This is a genomic window from Lentzea sp. NPDC051213, from assembly GCF_044455585.1.
Taxonomy (GTDB): domain Bacteria; phylum Actinomycetota; class Actinomycetes; order Mycobacteriales; family Pseudonocardiaceae; genus Lentzea.
Window position 1 is genome coordinate 244,297 of the sequence record NZ_JBITEX010000002.1, and the last position, 25,942, is coordinate 270,238.

Consider the following 25,942-nt stretch of genomic DNA (forward strand, 5'->3'; position numbering starts at 1 on the left):
GTCCGGGCCGACCGTACGCGTCGTCCGGTGACGCTCACAACCCGAGCGTGGTTTCGGGAGGTCAGGACGTCAGCTCGGCCCACACCACTTTGCCGGGGTCGTGCAGTGTCGTGCCCCAGCGCACGCTCAACGCCTGGACCAGCTGCATTCCCCGGCCACGGGCCGAGCTCGGGTCGACCGGTCTGAGCTGAGGCTGCTTCGACGACTCGTCGTGCACCTCGACGAGCATGCCGTCCGACTTCCTGCTCACGGTGAGTGTGATCGGTCCCTCACCGTGGTCGATCCCGTTCGACACGAGCTCGGTCACGACGAGCTGCGCGTCGTCGGCGAGATCCTCGGACAACCCCCACGAGGCAGCGGCGTCACGCACCACCTGACGTGCACGAGCGCACGACCCGCCTTCAGCGGTCAGCGTCACCCGCACCTCTGCCAGTGGGTCGTTCAACACAAGGCGCATCGTCGCACATCGGGCGGGTCGTTCGGATCTTTCAGCCCCCCGGTGGTCGCATGGTTCGACGCCGTGCTGCACGATTTGGGTCGCACGAGTCGGGCGTGGCGGAAGGAACGGCGACGATGGAGCTCAACGTCGGCAGCGAGGTCCAGCGGGGATGGCGTGTGCTCGCCGTCACCGGTGAGCTGGACATCGACACCGTCCCCGTGTTGTCCGCACGGCTTGACGCGGACGTGACGGGCAAGCAGGCCGTGCTGGACCTGTCGGGGCTGCAGTTCATGGACTCCACCGGCCTGGCGCTGGTGCTGGACTGGCACCGGCGGCTGGCGGAGGCCGGTGGGCAGTTGCGGATCGCGGGCACGCAGGCGCCGGTGCAGCGGTTGTTCGAGCTGGCGGACGTGGCTTCGGTGCTCAGTCTGCACAGGACGGTCGACGAGGCCGTGCAGGCCGGGGCAGACACGCCCCATTAGCCGTTGCAATGCACGCGGGGACCTTTCGTACACCAGATGCGTACGAAAGGTCCCCGCGTGCGTTCAGCGTCAGGCTTCGGCGGACACGCCCAGGTAGTAGGCGATCAGCCTGATCAGGTGCTCGGTGTCCACCGGCTTGGTCACGTAGTCGGTCGCGCCGGACGCCAGTGACTTCTCGCGGTCGCCCTTCATCGCCTTGGCGGTCACGGCGATCACCGGCAGGTCCGCGTAGCGCTCCATCGCGCGGATGGCGGAGATCGTGGCGTTGCCGTCCAGCTCCGGCATCATGATGTCCATCAGGACGATGGCCACGTCGTCGTACTGCTCCAGCGCTCGCACGCCCGTGATGCCGTTGTCGGCGAAGATCGCCTCCAGGCCGTGCAGCTCCAGCACGCTCGTCAGGGCGAACACGTTGCGCAGGTCGTCGTCGACGACCAGCACCTTCTCGCCGTGGAAGCGGATGGCGCCGGACCCGGCCAGGACGGGCGCCGGGGTGACGATCGGGATCGGCTCCGGCACCACGACGGCGTCCGTGACCTCCTTGACCAGCGGCAGGCAGAGCGTGAACGTCGAGCCGATGCCCGGCTCGGAGCGGACTCGCAGGGCGCCGTTGAGCAGTTGGGCCAGCTCACGGCTGATGGACAGGCCCAGGCCCGTGCCGCCGTACTTGCGGGACGTGGTGCCGTCCGCCTGCTGGAACGCCTCGAAGATGACGGCGAGTTTCTCGGCCGGGATGCCGATACCGGTGTCGTGCACGTCGAACGCCACCGTGGACGGGTCGTCCATCCGCACGTGCAGGCGGATGCCGCCGTCGTGGGTGAACTTCACGGCGTTGGACAGCAGGTTGCGCAGGATCTGCTGCAGGCGGTGCTCGTCGGTGCGCAGCGTTTCCGGCACGGTCGGGTCGACGCGGACGGAGAACTCGAGGTTCTTCTCCGCGGTCAGCGGCAGGCACAGGGTCTCGACGTAGCGGACCAGCTCGTCGAGGCGGACCGGGTCCTCGTGCAGCGTCATGTGGCCGGCCTCGACCTTGGTGAGGTCGAGGATGTCGTTGATGAGCTGCAGCAGGTCGGAGCCGGACGAGTGGATCGTGCGGGCGAACTCGACCTGCTTGGCGTTGAGGTTGCCGTCGAGGTTGTCGGCGAGCAGCTTGGCCAGGATCAGCAACGAGTTCAGCGGCGTGCGCAGCTCGTGCGACATGTTCGCCATGAACTCGGACTTGTACTTCGAGGCCGTCTGCAGCTGGCGGGCGCGGTCCTCGAGTTCCTCGGAACCGGCGCGCAGCTCGGTGGTCAGGCGCTGCGACTCGACCAGCAGCGCGTCCGTGCGCGAGTTGGCGAGCATCGTGTTCACGTTGACGCCGATGGCCTCTTTGAGCTGGTCCAGCAGGTCGAGGTGGACGTCGGTGAACTCGTTCAGCGACGCCAGCTCGATCACGCCCAGGGTCTCGCCCTGGAACAGGATCGGCAGGATCACCAGGTTGACCGGCGCGGCCTCGCCCAGCGCCGAGGACACGGTCAGGTAGTCGCCGGGGACCTTCGTGACCAGGATCGTCTTCTTCTCCAGCGCGGACTGGCCGACGAGCGTCTCGCCGAGCGCCACCTTGGTCGCGCGGGCGGCGTCCAGGCGGAACCCGTAGGAGGCCGTGAGCTCCAGGGTCTGCTTGGTGTCGTCGTCCTCCTGGATCTGGAAGAACGCGCCGTGATGGGCGCTGACCAGCGGCGTCAGCTCGCTCATGATCAACGAGGCCAGGGCGCGCAGATCGCGGTGGCCCTGCATCAGACCGGACAGGCGGGCCAGGTTGGTCTTGAGCCAGTACTGCTCGCGGTTGGCGCGGGTCGTTTCCTTCAGGTTCGCGATCATCTGGTTGACGTTGTTCTTGAGCTCGGCGAGCTCGCCCTTCGCGGCGACGGTGATCTGCCTGGTCAGGTCGCCCGCGGCCACGGAGGTGACGACCGCGGCGATCGCGCGGACCTGGGTGGTGAGGTTCGACGCCAGCTGGTTCACGTTGTCGGTCAGCTTCGACCAGGTGCCGGCGACGCCGTCGACCTCGGCCTGGCCGCCGAGCTTGCCCTCGGTGCCGACCTCGCGGGCGACACGCGTGACCTCGTCGGCGAACGAGCTGAGCTGGTCGACCATCGTGTTGATCGTGGTCTTGAGCTCGAGGATCTCGCCGCGGGCCGAGACGTCGATCTTCTTCGACAGGTCGCCCTGCGCCACCGCGGTGGTGACCTGGGCGATGTTGCGGACCTGGTTGGTCAGGTTGTCCGCCATGAAGTTCACCGAGTCGGTGAGGTCCTTCCAGGTGCCGGCCACGCCGGACACCCGCGCCTGACCACCGAGGATGCCCTCGGTGCCGACCTCGCGGGCGACACGCGTGACCTCGTCGCCGAACGCGCGGAGCGTGTCGACCATGCCGTTGAGGGTCTCGGCGAGGGCCGCGACCTCACCGGACGCGTCGACGGTGATCTTCTTCGAGAGGTCGCCGTTCGCGACCGCGGTGGCGACGGCGGCGATGTTGCGGACCTGGTTGGTCAGGTTGTCCGCCATCAGGTTGACGTTGTCGGTGAGGTCCTTCCAGGTACCGGCGACGCCCTGCACGCGGGCCTGACCGCCCAGGCGGCCGTCCGTACCGACCTCACGGGCGACACGGGTGACCTCCTCGGCGAACGAGGACAGCTGGTCGACCATCGTGTTCAGAGTGGACTTCAGCTCGAGGATCTCGCCGCGCGCGTCGACGGTGATCTTCTTCGACAGGTCGCCGTTCGCGACCGCCGTGGCGACGTGCGCGATGTTGCGGACCTGGTTGGTCAGGTTGTTCGCCATGAAGTTGACGTTGTCGGTCAGGTCGCGCCAGGTACCGGCGACGCCGGGCACCGTCGCCTGACCGCCCAGCCGGCCCTCGGTGCCGACCTCGCGGGCGACGCGCGTCGCCTCGTCGGCGAAGCTCGAGAGCTGGTCGACCATCGTGTTGATGGTGGTCTTGAGTTCGAGGATCTCGCCGCGGGCGTCGATGGTGATCTTCTGGGTCAGGTCGCCGCGGGCGATGGCGGTGGTGACCTGGGCGATGTTGCGGACCTGGGTCGTCAGGTTGTTCGCCATGACGTTCACCGACTCGGTGAGGTCGCGCCACGTGCCGGCGACGCCGGGGACCTGCGCCTGACCGCCCAGCCGGCCGTCCGAGCCGACCTCGCGGGCGACACGCGTGACCTCGTCGGCGAAGCTCGAGAGCTGGTCGACCATCGTGTTGATCGTGGACTTGAGCTCGAGGATCTCGCCACGGGCGTCGACGGTGATCTTCTGGGTCAGGTCGCCCAGCGCGACCGCGGTCGTGACCTGGGCGATGTTGCGGACCTGGGTGGTCAGGTTCTCCGCCATGTAGTTCACGTTGTCGGTCAGGTCGCGCCAGGTGCCGCCGACGCCGGGCACCTTCGCCTGGCCGCCGAGCTTGCCGTCGGTGCCGACCTCGCGGGCGACACGGGTGACCTCGTCCGCGAAGCTCGAGAGCTGGTCGACCATCGTGTTCAGCGTGTTCTTCAGCTCCAGCATCTCGCCGGAGACGTCCACCGTGATCTTCTGGGTCAGGTCGCCGTTCGCCACCGCGGTCGCGACCTGGGCGATGTTGCGGACCTGGATGGTCAGGTTGTTCGCCATCGAGTTGACGTTGTCGGTCAGGTCGCGCCAGGTGCCGGCCACGCCGGGGACCTTCGCCTGACCGCCCAGGCGGCCGTCCGTACCGACCTCGCGGGCCACGCGGGTGACCTCGTCGGCGAAGCTCGAGAGCTGGTCGACCAGGCCGTTCACCGTCGAACCGAGCGTGGCGAACTCACCGCGCAGCGTCTGGTCCGACATCCGCTTGGTCAGGTCGCCCTCGGCGACGGCCGCGAGCACCCGGCTGAGCTCCGACGTCGGCCGCATCAGGTCCTCGACCAGGCCGTTCACCGAATCCGCGATCACCGACCAGCCACCGGCGGCACCGGCGGGCGCCACCCGTTCGGTCAGCCTGCCCTCCTGGCCGACGGCCTGCCGCACCCGGCCCAGCTCACCGGCCAGCCACTGGTTGCGGTCCGCGATCTCGTTGAACACGTCCGCGAGCGCCGACAAGGCCCCGTTCCCCGGCACGACCAGCCTGCGGCGGAAGTTGCCGTCACGCAGGTCTCTCATCGCCGAGAGAACCCTTTCGAGGGTCGCGTCCGTCTCTTCGTTGGCCGTGGTCACTCCAAGCCTCCGTGCCTCGGTGGTCGCAGCCAAGCCTGCCACGTTAGGTTGGGAGCGAGGTAACTTGATGCCGCGATGCACTCCAACGACCCGCAGGAGGCCGTGATGATCCGGCCGAATGCGCAGGACACCGGGCACGACTCCGGGCCGGGCGGCAGCGGATGAGCAGCGCCGTGGGCATCGATCTGGACGGCTGGCAGCGCCTGGTGGACGGGCTGCGCGAAGCCGTTCTCGTCGTGGACCCGGCCGGCGTGGTGCGCGTGCGCAACGCCGCGGCCGCCGACCGGTTCCCCCGGCTGTGCCTCGGCGAGCGCTTCGACGTGCACGTCGCGGGCCGTCAGCACGACATCGGCGAGGGCTGGAGTGCCTGGTACTTCACGGACTCCGCACTCGATCACGCGCACCTGCGGCTCGCCGGCGGCACGTCGCGGGAAGCGACGCTGAAGACCATCGTGCAGCTCGCCTCGGAACTGCTGGGGGAGCACTGCGTCGCCGTCGTGCCCGCCACGCGTGATCGCCTGGAGTGGTGGCGCTGCGGGGGCGGAGAACCCACGACGGCCCGCACACCCCGGCGTGCCTCGGTGCTCACCGAGGTGCTGACCGGCACTTCGACGCTCACAAGGATCACCTCTTTGGGTGAAGGCAGTTGGGGCGTGCCGGAGGACTTCGGCTGCGGGCTGGCGGTGCCGCTGGGCCTCGGTGGCGCGCTCGTCGTGCTGCGGCAGGGCGACTTCGCGCCGAACGACGTCGAGCGCGTGCGGCTGTTCGGCAAGCACGCCGCCGTGGCGCTGGAATCCGCGTCCCGGCTGACCGAGCAACAGCGGATGATCGACGTGCTGCGCTCGGCGCTGCTGCCGTTGCCGCTGCCCGACGTGCGGGGCGTGTCGCTGGCCTCGGTGTTCATCCCGGCGCACCAGCGCACGCTGGTGGGCGGCGACTTCTACGACGTGCATCCGCGCACGGACGGCTCGGCGACGTTCGCGCTGGGCGACGTCTGCGGCCACGGCCTGGAGGCCGCGGTACACAGTGGACGGGTGCGCCAGTCGTTGCAGGCGCTGTCGCTCGTCGAGACGAACCCGGTGCGGCTGCTGCACCTGCTGAACACCTCGCTGCGCGCGACCGGCTCGAAGCTCTTCACCACGATCGTCGTGGGCGAGCTCGTGCCGCTGGCGGCCGGGGGAGCGCGGCTCTCGCTGGCGTCCGGCGGGCACCCGGCGCCGCTCGTGCTGCGTGGCGACGGAAGCGTGCAGGACGTGAGCGCGCCAGGGGCGATCGTCGGCATCCTGTCCGATGTCCGGTTCCACGGCGAGCAGATCACGCTGACGCCCGGCGACACGCTCGTGCTCTACAGCGACGGTTTCACCGAGGCCCGCGCGCACAACGACCGCTCCGAGCTCTTCGGCGAGCAGCGACTGCGAGCCGTGCTGCAGGAGTGCAAGGGTCTGTCCGCAGAGGACATCGCGCGGCGTTGTGAGGACGCCGTCCTCAAGTGGCTGGACACCGACGACCACGATGATCTCGCGCTGCTGGCCGTTCAGGCCGTGTGAGTGAATTTCCCGGTACAAGAGTTCGCTGGCCGTTCATTGGCCAGGACAGATCGACCGGTTGAGATCTTGCGCATGTCCCACTCACACGATCACTCCCACGGTGATCACACGCATCACCACGAGGTAGAGCCGGTCGAAGGCAGCTGGCTCGACTCGGAGGACGACCGGCCCTCGTCGGTCGAGCGCCGCAAGTTCCTCGCCGGCCTGGGCATCGCGGCCGGTGCCGTCGGCGCCGTCGTGGCCGGCACCGGCACGGCGGCAGCCCACGTCCCGGTGAACCCGTGGGGCGGCGGTGAGCGCTGGTACGCGGGCGACCACCACATCCACACGCAGTACTCCGACGACGGCCTCTACGAGATCGAGCACCACATCCGGAAGGGGCGCGAGTTCGGCCTCGACTGGGCCGTCATCACCGACCACGGTGGTCCCGCGCACCAGAAGTTCTCCGTCGACCTGGTCACGCCGGACATCGAACGCGCCCGCAAGGTGCATCGCGACGTGCTGATCTACCAGGGGCTCGAGTGGAACATCCCGAGCGCCGAGCACGCCACGGTGTTCCTGCCGCCCGGCAAGCACACCGCCGACATCCTGAAAGCCTTCGAGTTCGCCTACGACAGCCGCATCGCCGGCAACGGCGAGCCGCTCGCGCTGGCCGCGCTGCGGTACCTGGAGGCGCAGGTCCTCTCCGGACGGACCGAGATCGCACTCATGTTCGCGAACCACCCGGCGCGACGTGGCCTCGACAGCCCGCACGAGCTGCGCGGCTGGCGCGACGCGGCGCCCGGCGTCGCGGTCGGCATGGAGGGCGCTCCCGGTCACCAGGCCGCGGGCATCGCGAAGTCGGCGGGCGGCCCCGGCCGTGCGCGCGGCTTCTACGACCTCAACGAACCGCTGGCCGACTCGTGGCCCGGCTACCCGAAAGAGTCCTACCGCACGCACGGGGGCTTCGACTGGATGACCGCCCGCGTCGGCGGCCTGTGGGACGCGATGCTCGCCGAGGGCAGGCCGTGGTGGGTCACGTCGAACTCGGACGTGCACCAGGTCTTCAACGACACGCTGACCCCCGGCACCCAGGACTACCACCAGACCGGCAGCCGCGGCGCGCCGATCGACTCCGGGGTGAAACAGACCGCGTACAGCGACTTCTTCCCCGGCCAGTACGGCGCGACCGTCGTGGGAGCGCGTTCGAAGTCCTATGTGGACGTCATGCGCGGCCTGCAGTCCGGCAAGGTGATCGCGGTGCACGGCAAGCTGATCGACGGCCTGGAACTGCGCGTGCGCACCCGCGACGACCTGCGCGGCGTGACGCTGGGCGGCCGGACGTTCATCCGCCGCGGCGGGGACGTCGAGGTGACGATCGAGATCGACCGCGCTTCCGCCCCCAACTGGTCGGGCGCGGTGCCCGTGCTCACCAAGGTCGACCTGATCTCCGGTCCGGTGACCGGTCCTTCTCCGGACCGGGATCTCTTCCTGGCCCCGGAGACGTCGGTGACGAAGACGTTCGAGGTGCCGCGCCGGGGCAAGATCCGGTTCACGCACACCTTCAAGAACGTCGAGCGGTCGTTCTACCTGCGGCTGCGGGGTAGTGACGGCAACCAGCTCACCTCGTCTGGTGACCCGGTGATCGACGAGGTCGGGAACTCCGAGCCGTGGTCGGACCTGTGGTTCTACGCGAATCCGGTGTTCGTGGACGTGATCTGACTCCACTTTATGTGTCCATTGAGGACTATGCTGGTCGGGTGTCCATGAAGCGCGAGCCCGACCGCATGGTCCTCTTCACCGATGCCGTGGTCGCCATCGCGATCACGCTGCTGGTGCTGCCGCTGGTGGAGATCGCCTCGGTTCCTGGCGATCTCCGCCCGGCCGAGCTGATCTCCCACCACTGGCCGCAGATCCTGAGTTTCCTGCTGAGCTTCGCGGTGATCGCGCAGCTGTGGATGACGCATCACCGGATCTTCGAGAACGTTCGTGCCTACACCCGGCCGCTCATGGGGCTGAACATGCTGTGGGTGCTGACGATCGTGGTGCTGCCGTTCCCGACCGAGCTGGTCGGCTCGTTCGGTGATGATCTGTTCACGCAGCTCTTCTACGTCGGCACGATTCTGGTCAGCAGCGTCTTGTTGTCCGGGATGACGTTGCTGGCGCACAAGGACGAGCTCTCGCCGCGCATGGTCTTGGCTTCGATCACGCCGACCGTCTTGTTGTTGATCGCCCTGCTGCTGGTGCCGCTGGTCAACTACTACGGCCTGCTGTTGTTGCTGTTCGGGCAGGTGATCTCGCGGTTCATCGGACCCCGTGAGGGCGGAACTGCACGCTGATCCGCGGCCCCACAACCTTGGAAGTCTTCGGGATGGCGTGCTCCCACGTCCGCTGGCACGAGCCACCCATCACTAGCAGATCCCCGTGCCCCAACGCGTACTTGTGCGTCTCCCCGCCCCCGCGAGGCCGCAGCAACAAAGCCCGAGGCGCACCGACCGAGAGGATCGCGACCATGGTGTCCTCGGTCTGCCCCCGCCCGATCGTGTCGCCGTGCCACGCCACGCTGTCCCGCCCGTCGCGGTAGTAGCAGAGCCCGGCGGTGGTGAACGGCTCGCGCAGCTCGGGCAGGTAGTACGCCGACAGCGCCGAGCGGGCCGTGGTCAGCACGTCGAACGGCAGCGCGCCGGAGTAGAAGCAGAGCAGGCGTGGCACGTCGACCACGTTGTCGTACATCTGGCGCCGCTCGGCCCGCCACGGCACCGCGGAGACGAGCTCGTCGAACAGGGCGTCGGCACCGGCGAGCCAGGCCGGCTGGACGTCGATCCACGCGCCGTCGCCGAGCTCGGTGCGGCGCGGGGCAAGCGGGGCCAGTGCGGGCTCCGCCTCCAGGTCGAACAGTGATCCCTGGCGCATGGACCGCAGGATAATCGAACAGGTGTTCTACGGCTAGGGCTTGAGGACGGCGCACACGGCGTCCGCGATGAGCAAGCGGGCCTCACCCAGATCGAAGACCCCGAGCAGGAACCGGCGCACCGACTCGTGCGCCGGCCCCATCACGACCGGTTCCAGTGCCCACGGCGGCACGGAACGCAGCTCGCCGGTGGCCATGCGGTCGAGGAACCACTCCAGCACGGGGGCGAACTCGGCCTGCTTGGTCGACGGGTCGGCGTGGTCCGGCGCTGCGTACAGGAAACGGGCGCGGCTGGGGTTCGCCATGACCCAGTCGAGGTAGTTCAACGCGAGGTCGCGCACGGCGAGAGGGGCCGGGCGGGAGTCCAGGGCGGGCAGCATCGCCGCGACGCAACGGCCGTAGCTGTCGGCGTAGAGCTGTGCGAACACGCCCGCGCGGCTGCCGAAGTGGTGGTAGATGCTGCCGTTCGACATGCCGGATCGCTCGGTTAGTGCTGCGATCGTGACGGCGTCGAGGCCGCCTTCTTCGACCAGCTCGAGCGCCGCGTCGAGGAGGGACTGTCTTCGGTCAGCCATGCGGGCTAGAGTACCGCTCTGGAGCAACGCTCCAGAGAAGGGGAGAGCAATGGCGCTGTCGATTCCCGACCTGCTGCGCGACCGGGTCGCTCGCACGCCCGATGTCGAGGCGATGCGGTACCGGACCGACGGCGGCTGGACCTCGCTTACGTGGGCTGAGCTGCAGAAACGCGTCGCCGCAGAGGCGTTCGGGTTGCGTGCCAAAGGCCTCGGGAAGGGCGACCGGGTCGCGCTCATGGGGTCCACCAGGATCGAGTGGATCATCACCGACCTCGCCGTGCTCGCCGCCGGTGGCGCCACCACGACGATCTACCCGAACAGCACGAAAGCCGAAGTCGGGCACATCGTCAGCGATTCCGGCAGCCGTCTGGTGGTCGTGGAGACGGACGAGCACGCGAGCCTCATGCCGGAGGGCGTCGAGGTGCTGCGGTTCGGTGCGATTCCGACGGCTGACGGCGACTACGACGCGTTGATCGACGAGCTGAAAGCCGACGACCTGGCGACGTTGATCTACACCTCGGGCACCACTGGGACGCCCAAGGGTGTCGAGCTGACCCACGACAACTGGCTGACGACGGCGGAAGCCATTGCGTCCCTTGGCATTTTGCAGCCGACGGATCTGCACTTCCTGTGGCTGCCGCTGTCGCACGCGTTCGGCAAGGTGCTGACGATGGCGATGATCGCCGCGGGCGTGCCGACCGCCGTCGACGGCAGTGTCGAGCGGATCGTCGACAACCTCGGTGAGTTGCGGCCGTCCATCGTCGCCGCCGCGCCGCGCATCTTCGAGAAGATCCACGGGCGGATCGTCGCGGGGGCGCGGGAGAAGGGCGGGCTGACCGAGAAGATCTTCCGGTGGGCCGGCCGCGATCACGGCCCGGCGACGCGCTGGCTCGCGGATCGCCTGGTGTACAGCAAACTTCGCGAACGAATGGGTGGGCGGATCCGGTACTTCGTCTCGGGTTCGGCGCCCCTCGCGCCGGAGATCGCGGAGTTCTTCGAGAGGTCCGGCATCACGATCCTGGAGGGCTACGGGCTCACCGAGTCGTCCGCGGGATCGTTCTTCAACCGGCCGGGCATGATCAAGATCGGCACGGTCGGGCCGCCGATCCCCGGTATGGAGGTCAAGATCGCCGAGGACGGCGAGGTGCTGCTCAGGGGACCCGGCGTCATGCGCGGCTACCACAACCGGCCGGACGCCACCGCCGAGTCGATCGTCGACGGCTGGCTGCACACCGGTGACATCGGCGAGCTCGACGACGCGGGCCGGTTGAAGATCACCGACCGCAAGAAGGAACTGATCAAGACCTCGGGCGGCAAGTACGTGGCGCCCACGCGGATCGAGAGCATGATCAACGCGGCCTCGCCGTACATCAGCAACGTGATCGTGCACGGCGACCGCCGCAAGTACTGCGTGGCGCTCGTGACGCTCGACCCGGACACCGCGAAAGGCATCACGGACGCGGAGTCCGAGGTCGAGCACGCGATCAAGACGGTCAACGCGCAGCTGGCGCGGCACGAGACGATCAAGCGGTTCGCCGTGCTGGAGCACGACTTCAGCGTCGAGGACGGGTTGCTGACCACGTCGCTGAAGCCGCGCCGCCGCGAGATCGAGAAGCGCTACGCGGAAACTCTGGACAGTCTGTACTAGTCGCAGACCGCGCCGCGTGACGCCGAACCGACGAGCTTGGCGTACTTGGCCAGCACGCCGCGTTCGTAGCGCGGAGGCAGCGGTGCCCAGCCCTCGCGACGGCTGTCCAGGTCCGCGTCCACGTCCAAGGTGCCGGAAGCGACGTTCAACGTGATCTGGTCGCCGTCACGCACGAACGCGATGGGCCCGCCGTCGACCGCTTCCGGTGCCACGTGGCCGACGCACAGGCCCGTGGTGCCGCCGGAGAACCGGCCGTCGGTGAGCAGGAGCACGTCCTTGCCGAGGCCCGCGCCCTTGATCGCCGCGGTGATGGCGAGCATCTCGCGCATGCCCGGCCCGCCCTTGGGGCCCTCGTAGCGGATCACCACGACGTCGCCGGCGGTGATCGTGCCGTCCTCCAGCGCGTCCATCGCGGCTCGCTCGCGGTCGAACACCCGCGCGGTGCCGGTGAAGACGTCCGAGTCGAAGCCCGCGGACTTCACCACGGCGCCGTCCGGGGCGAGTGAGCCGCGCAGGATCGTGATGCCGCCGGTGCGGTGGATCGGCTTCTCCATGGCCCTCAGCACGGTGCCGTCCGGGTCGGGCGGTGCGATGTCGGCGAGGTTCTCGGCGACCGTGCGGCCGGTGACGGTGAGGCAGTCGCCGTGCAGCAGACCGGCGTCCAGCAGCGCCTTCATCACCACGGGCACGCCGCCGATGCGGTCGACGTCCGTCATCACGTGCCGCCCGAACGGCTTCACGTCCGCGAGGTGCGGTACCCGAGCGCCGACGCGGCTGAAGTCGTCCAGGGTCAGCTCGACGCCGGCCTCGTGCGCGATCGCGAGCAGGTGCAGCACCGCGTTCGTCGAGCCGCCGAACGCCATGACCACGGCGATCGCGTTCTCGAATGCCTCGCGCGTCATGATCTGCCGCGCGGTGATGCCTTTGCGGAGCATCTCGACCACGGCCTGCCCAGACCTGCGCGCGAACCCGTCGCGGCGCCGGTCGGTGGCCGGGGGAGCGGCACTGCCGGGCAACGACATGCCCAGTGCCTCGGCCGCGCTGGCCATGGTGTTCGCCGTGTACATGCCGCCGCACGCGCCCTCACCGGGGCAGATCGCGCGTTCGATCAGGTCGACGTCCTCGCGGCTCATCAGGCCCCGCGCGCAGGCCCCGACGGCCTCGAACGCGTCGATGATCGTGACTTCCTTCTCGGTGCCGTCGGTCAGCGTGACCCGGCCCGGCAGGATCGACCCCGCGTAGAGGAACACGCTCGCCAGGTCGAGTCGCGCGGCGGCCATCAGCATGCCCGGCAACGACTTGTCGCAGCCGGCCAGCAGCACCGAGCCGTCGAGCCGCTCGGCCTGCATCACCGTCTCGACGCTGTCGGCGATCACCTCGCGCGACACCAGGGAGAAGTGCATGCCCTCGTGGCCCATCGAGATGCCGTCCGACACCGAGATCGTGCCGAACTCCAGCGGATAGCCACCCGCCGCGTGCACGCCGTCCTTCGACGCTTTGGCGAGGCGGTCCAGCGACAGGTTGCACGGCGTGATCTCGTTCCACGACGAGGCGACGCCGATCTGCGGCTTCACCCAGTCCTCGTCACCCATGCCGACGGCCCGGAGCATGCCGCGCGCGGCGGTGCGCTCCAGGCCGTCGGTCACGTCGCGGCTGCGTGGCTTGATGTCCGGTGTCTCGGTCATGAGCGCACGTTAGTACCTGTCAGGATGGATTCGCCGCGTGAGTCAGCGTCTCCCAGGCGATGAACAGGTTGTCCGTCCCCTGTGGACGCTGGCCTTCGGTGTAGCGCTGGGTGTTCGCCATCGCGATGCCCAGCCGGGTGCTCAGGGCGTTGAAGCTGACCTCGGACGTCGGTCCGAGCTCGCGGCTGTACGCACCGCCGCAGAGCCACGACGGCACCGGCTCGCCGTTCTGGTACCGGGTGTGCAGGCCCCACGCGTGGCGCATGCGTTCCCGGATCTCGCCCCAGATGTCCTGGCCCTGGTGCCGCGCGGTCTCGGCGAAGTGCGCCGCGGCGGCGAGCCCGTAGCCGGTGTGGGCGAAGTCGCGGCAGGTCTCCTGGGCGAGCCCGTCGACGAACGTGGACTGGTTGTGCCAGTAGGAGACGATCTCCGCCCGCGTGTCGATCCCGCTGCCCGGCGGTGTCCTGGGCAGCGCGCCGTCGGTGGTCAGGTAGATGAACGCCTGGATGCGCGTGCGGAAGATGCCGACCGCCTTGTCGTAGGCCGCCCGGTCCTCCAGGAACACCGCGATGCCCAGCGAGGCCTCCATCATGCTGAGTTCCCAGTTGCCGTTGGTGTTCGCGAGGCCGTTCTGGATCTCCGGCAGGTAGACGGTCCGCAGCATGGTGCCGAAGCGGGCGCTGTTGGGCCAGTTCCCGTAGACGTGCTTGATGATCTCCGCTGCCTTGGGCCAGCTCGAAGCGGACCACGCGGTCTGGAGCTTGGCGTTGGAGTTGGTGTGGTCGCGGATCGTCGCGGACCAGGCGTCCATGAGCTGGATGGCCTTGGTCGCGTACCTGTTGTCCCGCGTCACGTACCAGGCGAGGGACAGCGTGTAGGCGGCCAGGGCGTCTTCGCGCTCGTCGGTGCAGCCGTAGTTCGGGTTGGTGTAGGGACCGCACTCCACGACGGCGCGCGGCTTCGGGACGCGGTTCAGGTCGGCGTACTTCGACGCCATCATGCGGTCGTAGGCGAGTTTCCACGGCTGGGCGCCGGCCTGGACCTTGGCGCGCATGAAGTCCAGCTGTGGCCGGGAAACGAGAACTCCCGGGTGGACGAACGTCGCCGGTGCCGCCGTGGCGGCAGGGCCGGTGACCGGTACTAGCAGCGTTGCCAGCAGTGCGATCAGCACCGCGCAGGAACGGGTGACCATTCGCTCAGTGTTAGTGGTCTATACCTTTTGGTCAATCATTCCGGTACAAGATTCACGGTGGTGAACAATCCTGGCCGCACAACGAAAATCCCCGGTGCGCGGGAGGGGCACCGGGGATTTTCGTTCACTCGGTCAGGCAGCGTCACTCACGGCACTTCTTGCCCGTGTTCACGCAGTTGACCAGGCGGTTCATGATCTGCTGCGACATCACGTTCGCGAAGTCGTCGTGGTCGGTGAGCGGGTTGTGCTCTTCCTCCGGGAAGGAGTCGACCAGGTAGCGGCCTTCCTTCTGGACGTTCAGCGGGATGTTGTACGTCAGGGAGATCCGCAGCTGGGGGACAGCCTTGGTGCCCTTCTTGCACTTGCCGTTCGCGTCCGGGAAGGAGATGTGGTCCCGGTGGTTCGCCGAGTCGATGTTCTTGCCGTCCCAGCAGCTCGGGAAGTCGTGCACGCGCTTGACCTTCGCACCCTGAGGACAGATCGGGTACTTGTCCATCAGCACCTTGTCCTCGAAGCCGGTGCAGGTCCACGAGGCCTTGGCGTTCTTCGGGCCGTTCTGGCCGGCCTTGGCGTCGCCGTACAGGACACGGAGGAACTTCGGCATCGCGACGACCTTGCCGGTCGGGCTGCCGCGGAACTGCAGGTCGACGACGGCGGGGCGCTGGATCTCGCCCTCGTTGCCCTCGAGCTCGTTCTGCGCGTTCTCCTCGGGGTTGTTCTGGTTCTTCTTGTTCTCGACACCCTCGGCCTGAGCGGCGTCGTTGTTCTCGGCGCCGTTGTCGAGAGCGGCGGCCTCGCCCGCTTCCTTGATCTCACAGGCGGCGGCCGCGTTCAGGTCGGGAGCCTGCTTGCCCTGCTTGCTGAACGCCTGCATCATCTTGTTCAGGATGGCTGCGCGCTTCTCGCGCACCGGGCCGACGATGGCGGCGTCGCGATCCTGGGCCTTGGTGGCGTCGACCTTCTTCTCGGCCTCTTCCGTCACCTTCTCGACGTCCGCGAGTCCCTTGTCGACCTCGGCCTGCGCACCGTCCGGCACGTCCTCGGGGAGCAGGGAGGCGACGTCGGGGCACTCGAGGCGGGCAGCGGCCTTGTCGGCCTTGTCCTTGTCCTGCTGTGCCTTGTCGTCCTTCTTCGGCGGGGCCTGCTCAGCCTGGTCGGCCTCTTCGGCTTCCTCGTCGACGATGCGCACGACGGGCCAGAAGTAGGCGGACTTGTCGCCGTTCTTGCAGGTCGTGCCGGCCTTCTGCAACGACTTGTTGTTCGAGTCCGCGTTGGTGGAGAGGTTGCCGACGTAGTCGTGCAGGTGCTGCGCGCCGTTGCGGACACCGGGCTGGGCGATGAAGTTGTCCGGGTTGAAGTGCCCGTTCTCGTTCTTGCCGCAGTTGACGGTGAACGTACCTGTGGTGGCGTCGTTCTCCGGCTTTGGTTTCTTGACGTTCTGCTTCACCTTGGTGATGTCGACAAACAAGGATTTGTCCGGTCCGTCGGCGAGCGCGGCGCCGTCGGATGAACCGATCGCCACCACCGCGGCACCGCCAGCGACCAGCGCCATCGCCGCTGCGGCGGCGGTCAGCCAGATCGTTGATTTCCTACGGTGAAAAGCCATTTGCCACCTCGTGTAGTCCGATAAAACGGCATGGTGAAGCTGACGGCGGGAGGCCGTTGTCTTCGGGTTGAACCTGGGTGAGCGGTTTTAGAACGAACGAGATTTCCGTCTTGTCTTCTTCGATCGAGAGATGAATCGCATTCCGACCAACGCGAGCGCGAGCACCGCTATCGCTCCGAAGAAGACACCGTTGTTGTCCCCGAACACGCCCTGTTCGGCGGTGCGGGTGAACTTGGTGCCCTCCGGCACGGTCGGGATCACGCCGTCGGTCGGGTTGGCCGACGCGTCCGCCTGCTGGTCCCCACTGGCATCCGGTGCCCCGGTGCTGTTGGTGGGGGGTGCGAGCGGCTGCGGTGACTCCAGTCCGGCGAAGTCGACGCGCCCGGTCTCCTCGAGCACCTTCATGTGATCGAAGACCGTGATCATCGCTTGCGTGGAGAGGATGCGAATGAGCTCGTTCTTGGTGCCTGCCCGGATCTGCGCGGCGTAGGCGTAGACCTTGCCGTGTGCCGTGCGGAGCCGGTTGGCGAAGACGGCGTCGAACTCGTCGCCGTTCGCCGCGTCCATTTCGGCGAGCCAGCCCTTCTGCTCATCGGTGGCCTCTGTCGGCAACGTGTGGCCGAGCAGTACGCCCGCCCTGTTCACCACGTTGTCGAGCAGCGTGTGGCCCTCGATGAGGTGCTTGCAGGCTTCCTGGATCTTGGGCTGGTCGGCCCTCTTGGCCTTGCCCTTGTCGCCTGCGGGCTTTTCCCACAGCCCGGCCTGCTTGACCCGGTTCATGAAATCCCGGTCTGCGGGTCCGAGCGGCCCCCACTGCGTCTGCACGACCTCGTCGCCGGTCCCGCCACTACCTGGCGGCGGGGTCGAGATGGGGGTCGAAGGCGTGGTGCTGGGCTGGCCGATCGCGCTCCCGGTGTTGAGCAGCATGGCCAGCGCACAGCCGGCCAACGCGACGATGAGTCGCGTCGGCGTTGCCAAGTTCATGGGGAGTCGCACGAACTGGAGTACGGCCAGCAATGGGAGCCCGCCTCAGTTCGAGACCCCGGCGTTACCGAACCGTTATCGAACCCCGCGCAACCGAGGGCCGAAGGCGAGACCTAAAGTCGTGAGCATGAGCAAGCGTTTTGTGGCGTTGGGGGACTCGTTCACCGAGGGAGTGGGCGACAACGACGCCAGTCGTCCGAACGGTGTGCGCGGGTGGGCGGACCGCGTCGCCGAGGTGCTGGGGACCGCCGACCCGGAGTTCACCTACGCCAACCTGGCCGTGCGCGGCCGGCTGCTGCCGCAGGTGCTGGACGAGCAGTTCGAACGCGCCCTCACGATGAAGCCGGACCTCGTCTCCCTCTACGCGGGCGGGAACGACCTCATGCGGCCGAAGGTGAACATCGACGCGCTGATGCGCCGGTACCGCGCGGCCGTGGCTCGCGCGGTGAAGGCAGGCGCGCGGGTCATCCTGTTCACCGGCGTCGACGGCGCGGACGACCCGGTGTTCCGCAAGATGCGGGGCCGGGTGGCCATCTACAACGAGCACGTGCGCGCGATCGCGGCCGAGTACTCGTGCGTGCTGGTCGACATGTGGGGGATGCGGCAGCTGCGGGACCGCCGGATGTGGTCGGACGACCGGCTGCACCTCAACGCGCTGGGGCACGCCGAGGTCGCCATCTCGGTGCTGGACGGGCTCGGGGTCGCGCATTCGCTGCAGCGGACCGTGCTCGGCGTCGCCCCGCTGGTGGATCGCCGGGTGCGCCGGTCGGAGGACCTCAAGTGGGCGCGCGAGCACGTGGTGCCGTGGGTGGTGCGGCGGCTGCGCGGGGCGTCGTCCGGTGACGTGGTCCGGCCGCGCCGGCCGGAGCTGCTGCCGCCGTCCTGACTAGAACATGTTCCTCGGAGCGGTCCGGTCAAACGACGTAACACCGCTTTGGTGACGGCTTTCAGCGCGATCGTTGGCCAATAGAACCTGTTCTAAATTTTGTGTCCGCCACCTGGGTGAAATCGCAGGTCGGAGCGCCGATCTGGATTGATGCAGAGTCCTAGCGTGCGTCCGCATGCGATGCAGGACTGCGCTGATCGCGTTAGTGACCTGTGCGTTGATCGCGGGCTGCGGCAGCAGACTCACCCACGAGCAACGCGCAGCACTCGTCGTGCCCCAAGGCGGCGGAACCGAGGCAGGGCAGGGCACCGCGGCCGGCGAGGACGGCACGGTGCCCGGCAGCGACGGCACCGCGGGGCAACCGGGCGCGAACAACCCCCAGCAGCCGGGTGGGCAACAGCCGAACCCTCCCGGGAGCATCGCGGGCGGGTGCCAGGGCACCGGCGGCGCCACGGACAAGGGCGTCACCGCCGGCGAGATCACCATCGCCAACATCTCGGACATCAGCGGCCCGGTGCCCGGCCTGTTCCAGGCGGCGCAGCAGGGGACGAAGGCGTTCGTGGAGTACTTCAACGCCACCCAGGGCGCGATCTGCGGTCGGAAGCTGAAGCTCGTCTCGTTCGACTCGCGCACCGACAGCGGCGGTGACCAGCAGGCCACCGCGCAGGGGTGCGAGCAGGCGTTCGCGCTGGTCGGGTCGATGTCCGCGTTCGACCAGGGCGGCGGGCCGGCCGCGAGCGGCTGCGGCATCCCGGACCTGCGCGCCTCCACCGTCACGGTGCAACGGCAGCGCACGCCCGTGAGCTTCGGTGTCGCGTCGAACGTCGTGAACCTGGTGTCCTCCGCCTACCCGGACCTGGTCAAGTCGAGCTTCCCCGGCGCCGTGAACAACGCGGCCTTCCTCTACCTGAACGTGGACGCGAGCTCGCAGAACGCTCGCAGCATGCAGAAGGCGGCCGAGCAGCGCGGGATCAAGTTCGTCTACACCCAGGCCATCGACATCGCGGACGTCAACTACGCGCCGTACGTGGCGAAGCTCAAGGAGACCGGCGCCAAGATCGTCTACTGGATGGGCTCCGCGCAGTACGCGGTCCGGCTGCAGCAGGCCATGCGGCAGCAGGGCTACACGCCCGAGGCGTTCATCACCGACCCGAGCGCCTACGACCCGCAGTACGTGCGGCAGGGAGGCGCGGCCGTCGACGGGACGGTCGTCTACACCAACGGCGCGTTGTTCGAGGAGTCCAACGCCCAGGTAGCGCTGTACAAGCAGTGGCTCGGCCGGGTGGCGCCCGGCGCGGCGCCGTCGTACTTCGGGATGTTCGCCTGGGCCGCCGCGCGGCTGTTCGTCGTGCTCGCGGCCAAGATCGGGCCGCAGCTGACGCGCAAGGCGATGCTCGACGCGATCCGCGGTGTGCACGACTTCACCGCGGAGGGGATGGTGGCGCCGCAGGACGTCGGCGGGAAGCGGACCTCGGCCTGCATGTCGCTGGTGCGGCTGCGGGGAACGACGTGGTCGCGTCTGGCTCCGGCCTCCGGGTACTCGTGCGGCGCGTTGCTCGACACCGGGGTCGGCGGATGACCGCGCTCCTGGCGTACACCGTCTTCGGCCTGGTCACCGGCGGCGCCTACGCCGTGGTCGCCGGCGGTCTCGTGCTGACCTACAGCACCTCCAAGGTGTTCAACGTCGGGCACGGCGCGATCGGCATGGTCATGGCGTTCCTGTACTGGGAGCTCGCCGAGAACCGCGGGCTGCCGCAGTGGCTCGCGCTGCTGATCGTCGTCGGCGGGTGCGCGCCGCTGTTCGGGCTGGTGATCGAGCGGTTCGTGATGCGCAGGCTCGCGGGCGCGCCGGTCGGCATCACGCTGGTCGCGGGGGTCGGCGTGCTGGTCGGGCTGATCGGCGCGGCCCAGGTGATCTGGCCGCCGCAGGCCAGGCCCGTGCGGCCGTTCCTCGACTCCATCGGCATCCACATCGGGCAGTCGTACGTCAGCGGGCACGACCTGGTGACGCTGGCCTGCGCGGTGCTGGTCGCGGGCGGGCTGTACGTGCTGCTGAACCGGACGCGGACCGGGCTCGCGATGCGGGCGTGCGTGGACGATCCACCCCTCGCGGCGCTGTACGGCACGCGTCCCGACCGGTTGTCCGCGTTGAGCTGGGCGATCGGGTCGGCGCTGGCCGCGCTGGGCGGCATCCTGCTCACGCCGGTCGTGCAGCTCGACTACGTGACGATGACGCTGCTCGTGATCACCGCGTACACCGCGGCGCTGGTCGGGCGGCTGCGGAGTCTGCCGTGGACGTTCGCCGGTGCCCTCGGTCTGGGGCTCGTGCAGTCCTACGCGGTCGCGTACCTGCCGTCCTCGCCGTTCTGGATCGCGTTCCGCGCGGCGATTCCGGCGTTGCTGCTGTTCGTGGTGCTGCTGGCGATGCCGCAGTCGCCGTTGCGGATCGGTGGCGTGCGGGGGTCGCGCGGGGTGGCGGTGCCCAACTCGCTGACCACGGGCGTGGGTGCGGGGTTGTTCCTGGGCGTGGTCGTCGTCCTGGCGCTGCTGGTGGACTCGGTGGTGGCGGGGCAGCTCGCGCTGGCGCTGGTGTTCGGGATCGTGCTGCTGTCGATGGTGCTGCTCACCGGGTACGGCGGGGTGGTGTCGCTGGGGCAGTTCACGTTCGTCGGTGTGGGCGCGGTGACGGTGGCGCGGCTCGGGTCCCCGTCGTTGTGGGCGTTGCTGGCAGGGGCGGCGGTCGCGGCTCTTGTTGGAGCGCTGATCGCGTTGACGGCGTTGCGGGTGAGCGGGCTCTACCTCGCGCTGGCCACGCTGGGGTTCGCGCAGCTGATGGACAAGCTCGTCCTGCAGTCGCCGATCGCGTTCGGGGTGCGGGGCAGTCTGCAGGTGCCGAGGCTGGTCGAGTCCGCGACGGCGCAGCTCGTGCTTGCGGCAGTGGTGTTCGTGCTGATCGGCGCGGGTGTGCTGGCGGTGCGGCGTGGCCGGCTCGGGCGCCGCATGATCGCGGTCAAGGACAGTCCGGCGGCCTGCGCCACGCTGGGTCTCAACGTGCGCTGGATCCGGGTCTGGGTGTTCTCGCTGTCGGCGGCCATCGCCGGGCTCGCGGGCGGGTTGTTCGCGCAGCTGCGGGAAACCGTTGCGGCGAGCGACTTCCAGCTGTTCAACAACCTGCCGCTGCTGCTGTTCGCGGTGATCGCCGGGGTGACGTCGGTGTCCGGCGCGTTGCTCGGCGGGGTGCTGCTCATGCTGCTTCCCGTGCTGCAGAGCGGGTTCCCGGCGTTCGCGGGGGTGGCGGTCGTGCTGCTCGGCGTCGCGGCTGCCGGGCTCGCGCGTGATCCGAACGGGCTGGTCAGCTGGTTCTTCCGGGCCTGGACCTGGCGGCGTGCATGAGCACGCTGCGGGTGGATGGCGTGACGGTCCGCTTCGGCGAGGTGGTCGCGGTCAACGACGTGACGCTGACCGTCGACGTCGGCATCACCGGGCTGATCGGGCCCAACGGCGCGGGCAAGACGACGTTGTTCGACGTGATCTCCGGGCTGCGCAGGCCGTCCGCCGGCCGGGTGCTGCTCGACGGCGCCGACATCACCGGGAAGGGGCCGCACCAGCGGTCGCGGCTCGGGGTGGCGCGGACGTTCCAGCGGCTCGAGGTGTTCGGCTCGCTGACCGTCTGGGAGAACGTCGTGGTGGCGCTGGAAAGCCGGCGTCGGTCGGCGCGGCTGGCTCAGGGCTTGCTGGAGCGGGTGGGGATCGCCGAGTTCGCCTCGGTGCAGGCCGACACCGTGCCGACCGGTGCCGCACGCCTGCTGGAGCTGGCCCGCGCGCTGGCCACCGACCCGTCCGTGCTGCTGCTCGACGAACCGTCGTCCGGGCTGGACCGGGCGGAGACCGACGCGTTCGGCGCGTTGCTGCGCGAGCTGACTCAGGAGGGACGTGCGGTCGTGCTGGTCGAGCACGACATGGACCTCGTGATGGGCTACTGCGACGTCCTGCACGTGCTCACCCTCGGCAGCCTGCTGGTGTCCGGGACTCCGGACGAGATCCGCGCACACGAGGGTGTCCGGGAGGCGTATCTCGGATGATCGAGCTGACGGACGTCCACGCCGGCTACGGCCGGATCGAGGTGTTGCGCGGGGTCTCGCTGACCGTGCCGCGCGGCACCGTGACCGCGTTGCTCGGCCCGAACGGCGCGGGCAAGTCCACCCTGGTGAAGGTCCTCAGTGGACAGTTGAGGGCGACGTCCGGCCACGTGCACCTGGGCGGGGTGCACGTCAACGACGAGTCGCCGGACGACCTCGCGCGGGCCGGGCTGTGCACGATCCCGGAAGGCCGCGCGATCTTCCCGAATCTGACCGTCGCGGAGAACCTGCGGCTCATGCGCGGCGATCCTTCCCTGGTCTACGAACGGTTCCCGAAGCTGCGGATCCGCCACCGGCAGCTCGCCGGCTCGATGTCCGGCGGTGAGCAGCAGATGCTGGCGTTCTCCCGTGCGTTGATCACGGACCCGGTGGTGCTGGTGATCGACGAGCTGTCGATGGGACTCGCGCCGGTGATCGTCGCCGAACTGTACGAGGTCGTCCGGGAACTGGCGGCGTCCGGCGTCACGATGCTGATCGTCGAACAGTTCGCCGAGACCGCCTCGGCGGTGGCCGACGACGTCGTGGTGATGGCGCACGGCGAGATCGCGTCGGGCGACCTGGCTTCCGTCTACTTTGGAGGGACATCGTGAGGTACGCGCTCGTCGTGCTGCTGCTCCTGCTGTCCCCGGTGCCCGCGCGCGCCGCCGACATCGGCGGCTTCACGCTGACGGCCCGCTCGGCACCTGTTTCCGTGCTGCTGCACACCGATCTGCTTCCGGTGCCCGCGGAACCGCAGGGCGAGGTGCACCTGTCGTACACGCAGACCGAGCTGGGTTCCGGCCCGATCGGCCGATCGTTGGCGAGCTCGGTGTGGCCGGGTGCGGCGGTCGGGACCGGATTGCCGCAGCTGCTCGGCTTCGCCTATCCGGTGCAGGCCAACGCCGCGCACCCCGGCGGTCCCGCGGACGAGTCGAAGTCGGGCATGCGGGCCGTGGCGGGTGCCGCGAAGGCCGAGTCGTTCGCCGGCGCTAAACAGGAGGTGCCGTTCCTGCTCACGACGGACGGGCTGGCCTCGACGAGCACCAGTTCGGTGGCGGCTTCCGAGGCACGTTCGGTGGCCGTGACGTCCGCTTCGTCGATCTCGCTGCTGGCCGGGCTGGTCGTGCTGTCCGGGGTCCGCTTCGAGTCCGTGGCGGTGAGCGACGGCGCGAAGGGGAGCGGAACGAGCACGTTCTCGATCGCGGAGTTCACCGTGCTGGGCCAGAAGTTCCCGGTCAAGTCACCGGCGGCGCCACCGGACGGGTTGCTGAAGGCGTTGGAGCCACTGGGAATCACGGTGGCGTGGCCGACGTCCGCGACGAAGCTGGAGGGGACCGCGGCGACGTCTACCTCGCGCGGCCTGACGCTCACCGTCGACGTGCTCGCGTTGCGCACCAAGCTCGGCCTCGGCGGCATCCTGGACGGCGTGCTGGCACCGTTGCTGCCCAAGGAACTGGTGCCGCTGCTCAACCCGTTGCGCAAGATGGTGGTCATCGTCGGCGACACCGAGGCCGCCGCCAACGCGTCCGCCGCCGCGCCGCTGACCCCGCCCGACGCGCCGGCCCCGCAGGCGCCGCTGGTGCCGCCGCCCGCGGTCGGTGCGCCGCCCGCTCTGCCTGGTACGCCACCGGTGGCCGGGGTCGCCCCGCCCAGGGGCGTGACGCCGGTGGCCAATGCCCGTCCGAAATCCCGTTCGTTGCTCGACTTCCCCGGCGTGCCCGCACTGCTGGTCGTCGCCGGCCTCGGTGTCGCCGCGGCCTCGGCCTTCGGCTTCCGCTCGTTCGGCGCGTTCCTGCTCGGCGGCGCCCCCTGTCCGTCCGGACACCCGACCGGTGTCCCCGACCTGCGCAACGGGTGATCCCGGATGACTCTTCAAGATCGGCGCCGCGCCCGGATGCGCGGCGGCCTGGGTCTCGTCGGCACGATGCTGATGACGGCCGGTATTGCGGCGATCCTGTTCGCGTGGTGGGGTGTCGCGCACACCGGGTACGTGTGGGAGCAGATTCCGTACGTGGTGTCCGGCGGGATGCTGGGGCTCGGGCTGATCGCGGTCGGCGGGTTCCTCTACTTCGGGTCGTGGCTGACCAGGCTGGTGGAGGAGCAGCGGCAGACCGCGCAGGCGTTGCGGGTGCTGTTGGAGGAGCGGGCGGAGCGGATCGAACAGTACTAATTAGGACAAATGGGACCGTGGGAGCGTTCCCATGGCCGAGTCCGACAAGTTTGTTCACAGTCTTGAACCATTGGTCCAGACCAGTTAGGGTGCCTCGCATCACGTCCCCCTGCACGTGAAGGAGCACCATGAAGAAATTCCGCTGGCAATTTTTGACCATCGGTCTGGCGGTCGCCGCGATGGTCGGAGGCGTTCTCGCCGCCCCGGCGAGCGGCGCGACGGGCGTGACGGCTGCGTTCACCAAGACGTCGGAGTGGAGCAGCGGGTACGAGGCCAAGTACACGATCACCAACGGCGGTTCGTCCGCGTTGACGTCGTGGACGGTCGAGTTCACGCTCCCGGGCGGGCAGTCGATCGCGTCGCTCTGGGACGGTACCTACACCGCGAGCGGCCAGAACATCACGGTCAAGAACACCTGGAACGGCAGCATCGGCGTCGGCGCCTCGGCGAGCTTCGGCTTCACCGTGCGCGGATCGGGTGCGAACCCGTCGAACTGCAAGGTCAACGGCGGGACGTGTGACGGCACCGGCAACCCGCCGACCACCACGACCACGACGACGACCACCTCGTCGAACCCGCCGGTGCCCGGCTCCGGCCGTGCCGCTCCGTACATCTACCTGGACGGCAACATCCCGAACGCGACGCAGGTCATGAGCTTGACCGGCATCAAGTGGTTCACGCTCGCGTTCGTGCTCTCCAGTGGCGGCTGCAACCCCGCGTGGAACGGCAACCGCCCGCTGACCGGCGGCTCGGACCAGCAGCTCATCAACTCGGTGCGCGCGGCCGGTGGCGACATCGTGCCGTCGTTCGGTGGCTGGAGCGGCAACAAGCTCGGCCCGAACTGCTCGACGCCGGAGGCTCTGGCGGCCGCCTACCAGCAGGTGATCAACGCCTACGGGCTGAAGGCGATCGACATCGACATCGAGAACTCCGACGAGTTCGAGAACACGATGGTCCAGGACCGGATCATCACGGCGTTGAAGATCGTCAAGCAGAACAACCCGGGCATCCAGACGATCGTCACGTTCGGCACCGGCGTCGCCGGCCCGAACTTCTACGGTGCCCGGCTGATCGACCAGTCCAAGGCTCTGGGCGCGAACATCGACATCTTCACGATCATGCCGTTCGACTTCGGCAGCTCCAACATCCAGACCGACACCATCGGCGCGGCGACGGGGCTGAAGAACAAGCTGAAGTCGACCTTCGGCTGGAGTGACGCCGAGGCGTTCAAGCACGTCGGCATCTCGGGCATGAACGGCCTGTCCGACCAGCGCGAGATGACCTCCACCGAAACCTGGACGGCGATCCGCGACTGGGCGAAGTCCAACGCGCTCGGCCGGTTCTCGTTCTGGTCGGTGAACCGCGACCGCGGTGGCTGCGACGGCCAGGTCTCGGGCAGCTGCTCCGGTATCCCGCAGCAGGAGCTGGCGTTCACGAAGATCACCGCCGGCTTCTAAGAGTGTTCGGGTGAGTACACGCCGTCAGCGCCACCAATTCGGTGG

General features: G+C 68.7%; 21 protein-coding genes. 13 read left to right on the top strand and 8 right to left on the bottom strand.

Going from position 1 to position 25,942, the window contains the following annotated elements:
* Positions 1-61: 61 nt before the first annotated feature.
* Complete coding sequence (locus tag ACIA8G_RS07960) at positions 62-457, bottom strand: ATP-binding protein (protein ID WP_396417596.1); 396 nt, start codon at positions 455-457, stop codon at positions 62-64.
* 95 nt (positions 458-552) lie between these two features.
* On the opposite strand from ACIA8G_RS07960, the gene ACIA8G_RS07965 reads away from it, so the two are divergent.
* Positions 553-921, top strand: a complete 369-nt coding sequence (locus ACIA8G_RS07965; RefSeq protein WP_396417597.1) for an STAS domain-containing protein — start codon at positions 553-555, stop codon at positions 919-921.
* Between the two features lie 69 nt (positions 922-990).
* On the opposite strand, the gene ACIA8G_RS07970 is transcribed toward ACIA8G_RS07965, so the two are convergent.
* Positions 991-5,085: a HAMP domain-containing protein gene (locus ACIA8G_RS07970; protein ID WP_396417598.1), complete on the bottom strand. Its 4,095-nt coding sequence runs from the start codon at positions 5,083-5,085 to the stop codon at positions 991-993.
* Between the two features lie 215 nt (positions 5,086-5,300).
* Here ACIA8G_RS07970 and ACIA8G_RS07975 point away from each other — a divergent pair, with 215 nt between their 5' ends.
* The 3 genes from ACIA8G_RS07975 to ACIA8G_RS07985 all read left to right on the top strand — a co-directional run bounded on the left by ACIA8G_RS07975 (position 5,301) and on the right by ACIA8G_RS07985 (position 9,004).
* On the top strand, positions 5,301-6,686 hold the full coding sequence (locus ACIA8G_RS07975) for a PP2C family protein-serine/threonine phosphatase (RefSeq protein WP_396417599.1): 1,386 nt from the start codon (positions 5,301-5,303) through the stop codon (positions 6,684-6,686).
* 72 nt (positions 6,687-6,758) lie between these two features.
* Entirely contained in the window at positions 6,759-8,387 is a 1,629-nt protein-coding gene (locus ACIA8G_RS07980) for a PHP domain-containing protein (RefSeq protein WP_396417600.1), read from the top strand.
* Between the two features lie 44 nt (positions 8,388-8,431).
* A complete protein-coding gene (locus ACIA8G_RS07985) occupies positions 8,432-9,004 on the top strand; it encodes a TMEM175 family protein (RefSeq protein ID WP_396418669.1) in 573 nt (190 codons plus the stop codon).
* On the opposite strand, the gene ACIA8G_RS07990 is transcribed toward ACIA8G_RS07985, so the two are convergent.
* Both ACIA8G_RS07990 and ACIA8G_RS07995 read right to left on the bottom strand, forming a co-directional pair.
* Positions 8,970-9,578 (bottom strand): alpha-ketoglutarate-dependent dioxygenase AlkB, encoded by a 609-nt coding sequence (locus ACIA8G_RS07990; protein WP_396417601.1) that lies wholly within the window; start codon positions 9,576-9,578, stop codon positions 8,970-8,972. The two genes, ACIA8G_RS07985 and ACIA8G_RS07990, sit on opposite strands and share 35 nt — an antisense overlap.
* A gap of 33 nt (positions 9,579-9,611) precedes the next feature.
* Entirely contained in the window at positions 9,612-10,151 is a 540-nt protein-coding gene (locus ACIA8G_RS07995; RefSeq protein ID WP_396417602.1) for a TetR/AcrR family transcriptional regulator, read from the bottom strand.
* A gap of 49 nt (positions 10,152-10,200) precedes the next feature.
* On the opposite strand from ACIA8G_RS07995, the gene ACIA8G_RS08000 reads away from it, so the two are divergent.
* Complete coding sequence (locus tag ACIA8G_RS08000) at positions 10,201-11,799, top strand: AMP-dependent synthetase/ligase (RefSeq protein WP_396417603.1); 1,599 nt, start codon at positions 10,201-10,203, stop codon at positions 11,797-11,799.
* On the opposite strand, the gene ilvD is transcribed toward ACIA8G_RS08000, so the two are convergent.
* From ilvD to ACIA8G_RS08020, 4 genes are all read right to left on the bottom strand, one after another.
* The gene (ilvD, locus tag ACIA8G_RS08005) at positions 11,796-13,484 is read right to left on the bottom strand and encodes a dihydroxy-acid dehydratase (RefSeq protein ID WP_396417604.1); all 1,689 of its coding nucleotides are present in this window, start codon (positions 13,482-13,484) and stop codon (positions 11,796-11,798) included. The genes ACIA8G_RS08000 and ilvD overlap by 4 nt on opposite strands.
* 19 nt (positions 13,485-13,503) lie before the next feature.
* On the bottom strand, positions 13,504-14,676 hold the full coding sequence (locus ACIA8G_RS08010) for an alginate lyase family protein (protein WP_396417605.1): 1,173 nt from the start codon (positions 14,674-14,676) through the stop codon (positions 13,504-13,506).
* Between the two features lie 142 nt (positions 14,677-14,818).
* Complete coding sequence (locus ACIA8G_RS08015) at positions 14,819-16,282, bottom strand: DUF1996 domain-containing protein (protein ID WP_396417606.1); 1,464 nt, start codon at positions 16,280-16,282, stop codon at positions 14,819-14,821.
* 87 nt (positions 16,283-16,369) lie between these two features.
* Entirely contained in the window at positions 16,370-17,266 is an 897-nt protein-coding gene (locus ACIA8G_RS08020) for a DUF4142 domain-containing protein (protein WP_396417607.1), read from the bottom strand.
* Positions 17,267-17,393: 127 nt separating this feature from the next.
* On the opposite strand from ACIA8G_RS08020, the gene ACIA8G_RS08025 reads away from it, so the two are divergent.
* The 8 genes from ACIA8G_RS08025 (at position 17,394) to ACIA8G_RS08060 (ending at position 25,897) form a co-directional block, all read left to right on the top strand.
* On the top strand, positions 17,394-18,152 hold the full coding sequence (locus tag ACIA8G_RS08025) for an SGNH/GDSL hydrolase family protein (RefSeq protein WP_396417608.1): 759 nt from the start codon (positions 17,394-17,396) through the stop codon (positions 18,150-18,152).
* Positions 18,153-18,327: 175 nt separating this feature from the next.
* Positions 18,328-19,731 carry an ABC transporter substrate-binding protein gene (locus tag ACIA8G_RS08030; RefSeq protein WP_396417609.1) on the top strand — a complete coding sequence of 468 codons (1,404 nt, stop codon included), beginning with the start codon at positions 18,328-18,330 and terminating at the stop codon, positions 19,729-19,731.
* A complete protein-coding gene (locus ACIA8G_RS08035; RefSeq protein ID WP_396417610.1) occupies positions 19,728-21,545 on the top strand; it encodes an ABC transporter permease in 1,818 nt (605 codons plus the stop codon). The genes ACIA8G_RS08030 and ACIA8G_RS08035 overlap by 4 nt, the downstream gene beginning before the upstream one ends.
* Entirely contained in the window at positions 21,542-22,234 is a 693-nt protein-coding gene (locus ACIA8G_RS08040; RefSeq protein WP_396417611.1) for an ABC transporter ATP-binding protein, read from the top strand. Before ACIA8G_RS08035 ends, ACIA8G_RS08040 begins: the two co-directional genes overlap by 4 nt.
* Complete coding sequence (locus ACIA8G_RS08045; RefSeq protein ID WP_396417612.1) at positions 22,231-22,881, top strand: ABC transporter ATP-binding protein; 651 nt, start codon at positions 22,231-22,233, stop codon at positions 22,879-22,881. Before ACIA8G_RS08040 ends, ACIA8G_RS08045 begins: the two co-directional genes overlap by 4 nt.
* Positions 22,878-24,128, top strand: a complete 1,251-nt coding sequence (locus ACIA8G_RS08050; protein ID WP_396417613.1) for a choice-of-anchor P family protein — start codon at positions 22,878-22,880, stop codon at positions 24,126-24,128. Before ACIA8G_RS08045 ends, ACIA8G_RS08050 begins: the two co-directional genes overlap by 4 nt.
* Before the next feature lie 6 nt (positions 24,129-24,134).
* Complete coding sequence (locus ACIA8G_RS08055; RefSeq protein WP_396417614.1) at positions 24,135-24,440, top strand: hypothetical protein; 306 nt, start codon at positions 24,135-24,137, stop codon at positions 24,438-24,440.
* A 128-nt stretch (positions 24,441-24,568) separates the two neighbouring features.
* Positions 24,569-25,897, top strand: coding sequence for a cellulose binding domain-containing protein (locus ACIA8G_RS08060; RefSeq protein ID WP_396417615.1), 1,329 nt, complete (start codon positions 24,569-24,571; stop codon positions 25,895-25,897).
* Positions 25,898-25,942 lie beyond the last annotated feature (45 nt).

What these genes read in the sequence shown, in the direction of transcription:
- ACIA8G_RS07960 (WP_396417596.1), bottom strand. Translation starts at nt 457, where the DNA reads ATGCGCCTTGTGTTGAACGACCCACTGGCAGAGGTGCGGGTGACGCTG.
- ACIA8G_RS07970 (WP_396417598.1), bottom strand. Translation starts at nt 5,085, where the DNA reads ATGAGAGACCTGCGTGACGGCAACTTCCGCCGCAGGCTGGTCGTGCCG.
- ACIA8G_RS07975 (WP_396417599.1), top strand. Translation starts at nt 5,301, where the DNA reads ATGAGCAGCGCCGTGGGCATCGATCTGGACGGCTGGCAGCGCCTGGTG.
- ACIA8G_RS07980 (WP_396417600.1), top strand. Translation starts at nt 6,759, where the DNA reads ATGTCCCACTCACACGATCACTCCCACGGTGATCACACGCATCACCAC.
- ACIA8G_RS07985 (WP_396418669.1), top strand. Translation starts at nt 8,432, where the DNA reads ATGAAGCGCGAGCCCGACCGCATGGTCCTCTTCACCGATGCCGTGGTC.
- ACIA8G_RS07990 (WP_396417601.1), bottom strand. Translation starts at nt 9,578, where the DNA reads ATGCGCCAGGGATCACTGTTCGACCTGGAGGCGGAGCCCGCACTGGCC.
- ACIA8G_RS07995 (WP_396417602.1), bottom strand. Translation starts at nt 10,151, where the DNA reads ATGGCTGACCGAAGACAGTCCCTCCTCGACGCGGCGCTCGAGCTGGTC.
- ACIA8G_RS08000 (WP_396417603.1), top strand. Translation starts at nt 10,201, where the DNA reads ATGGCGCTGTCGATTCCCGACCTGCTGCGCGACCGGGTCGCTCGCACG.
- ilvD (WP_396417604.1), bottom strand. Translation starts at nt 13,484, where the DNA reads ATGACCGAGACACCGGACATCAAGCCACGCAGCCGCGACGTGACCGAC.
- ACIA8G_RS08010 (WP_396417605.1), bottom strand. Translation starts at nt 14,676, where the DNA reads ATGGTCACCCGTTCCTGCGCGGTGCTGATCGCACTGCTGGCAACGCTG.
- ACIA8G_RS08015 (WP_396417606.1), bottom strand. Translation starts at nt 16,282, where the DNA reads ATGGCTTTTCACCGTAGGAAATCAACGATCTGGCTGACCGCCGCCGCA.
- ACIA8G_RS08020 (WP_396417607.1), bottom strand. Translation starts at nt 17,266, where the DNA reads ATGAACTTGGCAACGCCGACGCGACTCATCGTCGCGTTGGCCGGCTGT.
- ACIA8G_RS08025 (WP_396417608.1), top strand. Translation starts at nt 17,394, where the DNA reads ATGAGCAAGCGTTTTGTGGCGTTGGGGGACTCGTTCACCGAGGGAGTG.
- ACIA8G_RS08030 (WP_396417609.1), top strand. Translation starts at nt 18,328, where the DNA reads ATGCGATGCAGGACTGCGCTGATCGCGTTAGTGACCTGTGCGTTGATC.
- ACIA8G_RS08035 (WP_396417610.1), top strand. Translation starts at nt 19,728, where the DNA reads ATGACCGCGCTCCTGGCGTACACCGTCTTCGGCCTGGTCACCGGCGGC.
- ACIA8G_RS08040 (WP_396417611.1), top strand. Translation starts at nt 21,542, where the DNA reads ATGAGCACGCTGCGGGTGGATGGCGTGACGGTCCGCTTCGGCGAGGTG.
- ACIA8G_RS08045 (WP_396417612.1), top strand. Translation starts at nt 22,231, where the DNA reads ATGATCGAGCTGACGGACGTCCACGCCGGCTACGGCCGGATCGAGGTG.
- ACIA8G_RS08055 (WP_396417614.1), top strand. Translation starts at nt 24,135, where the DNA reads ATGACTCTTCAAGATCGGCGCCGCGCCCGGATGCGCGGCGGCCTGGGT.
- ACIA8G_RS08060 (WP_396417615.1), top strand. Translation starts at nt 24,569, where the DNA reads ATGAAGAAATTCCGCTGGCAATTTTTGACCATCGGTCTGGCGGTCGCC.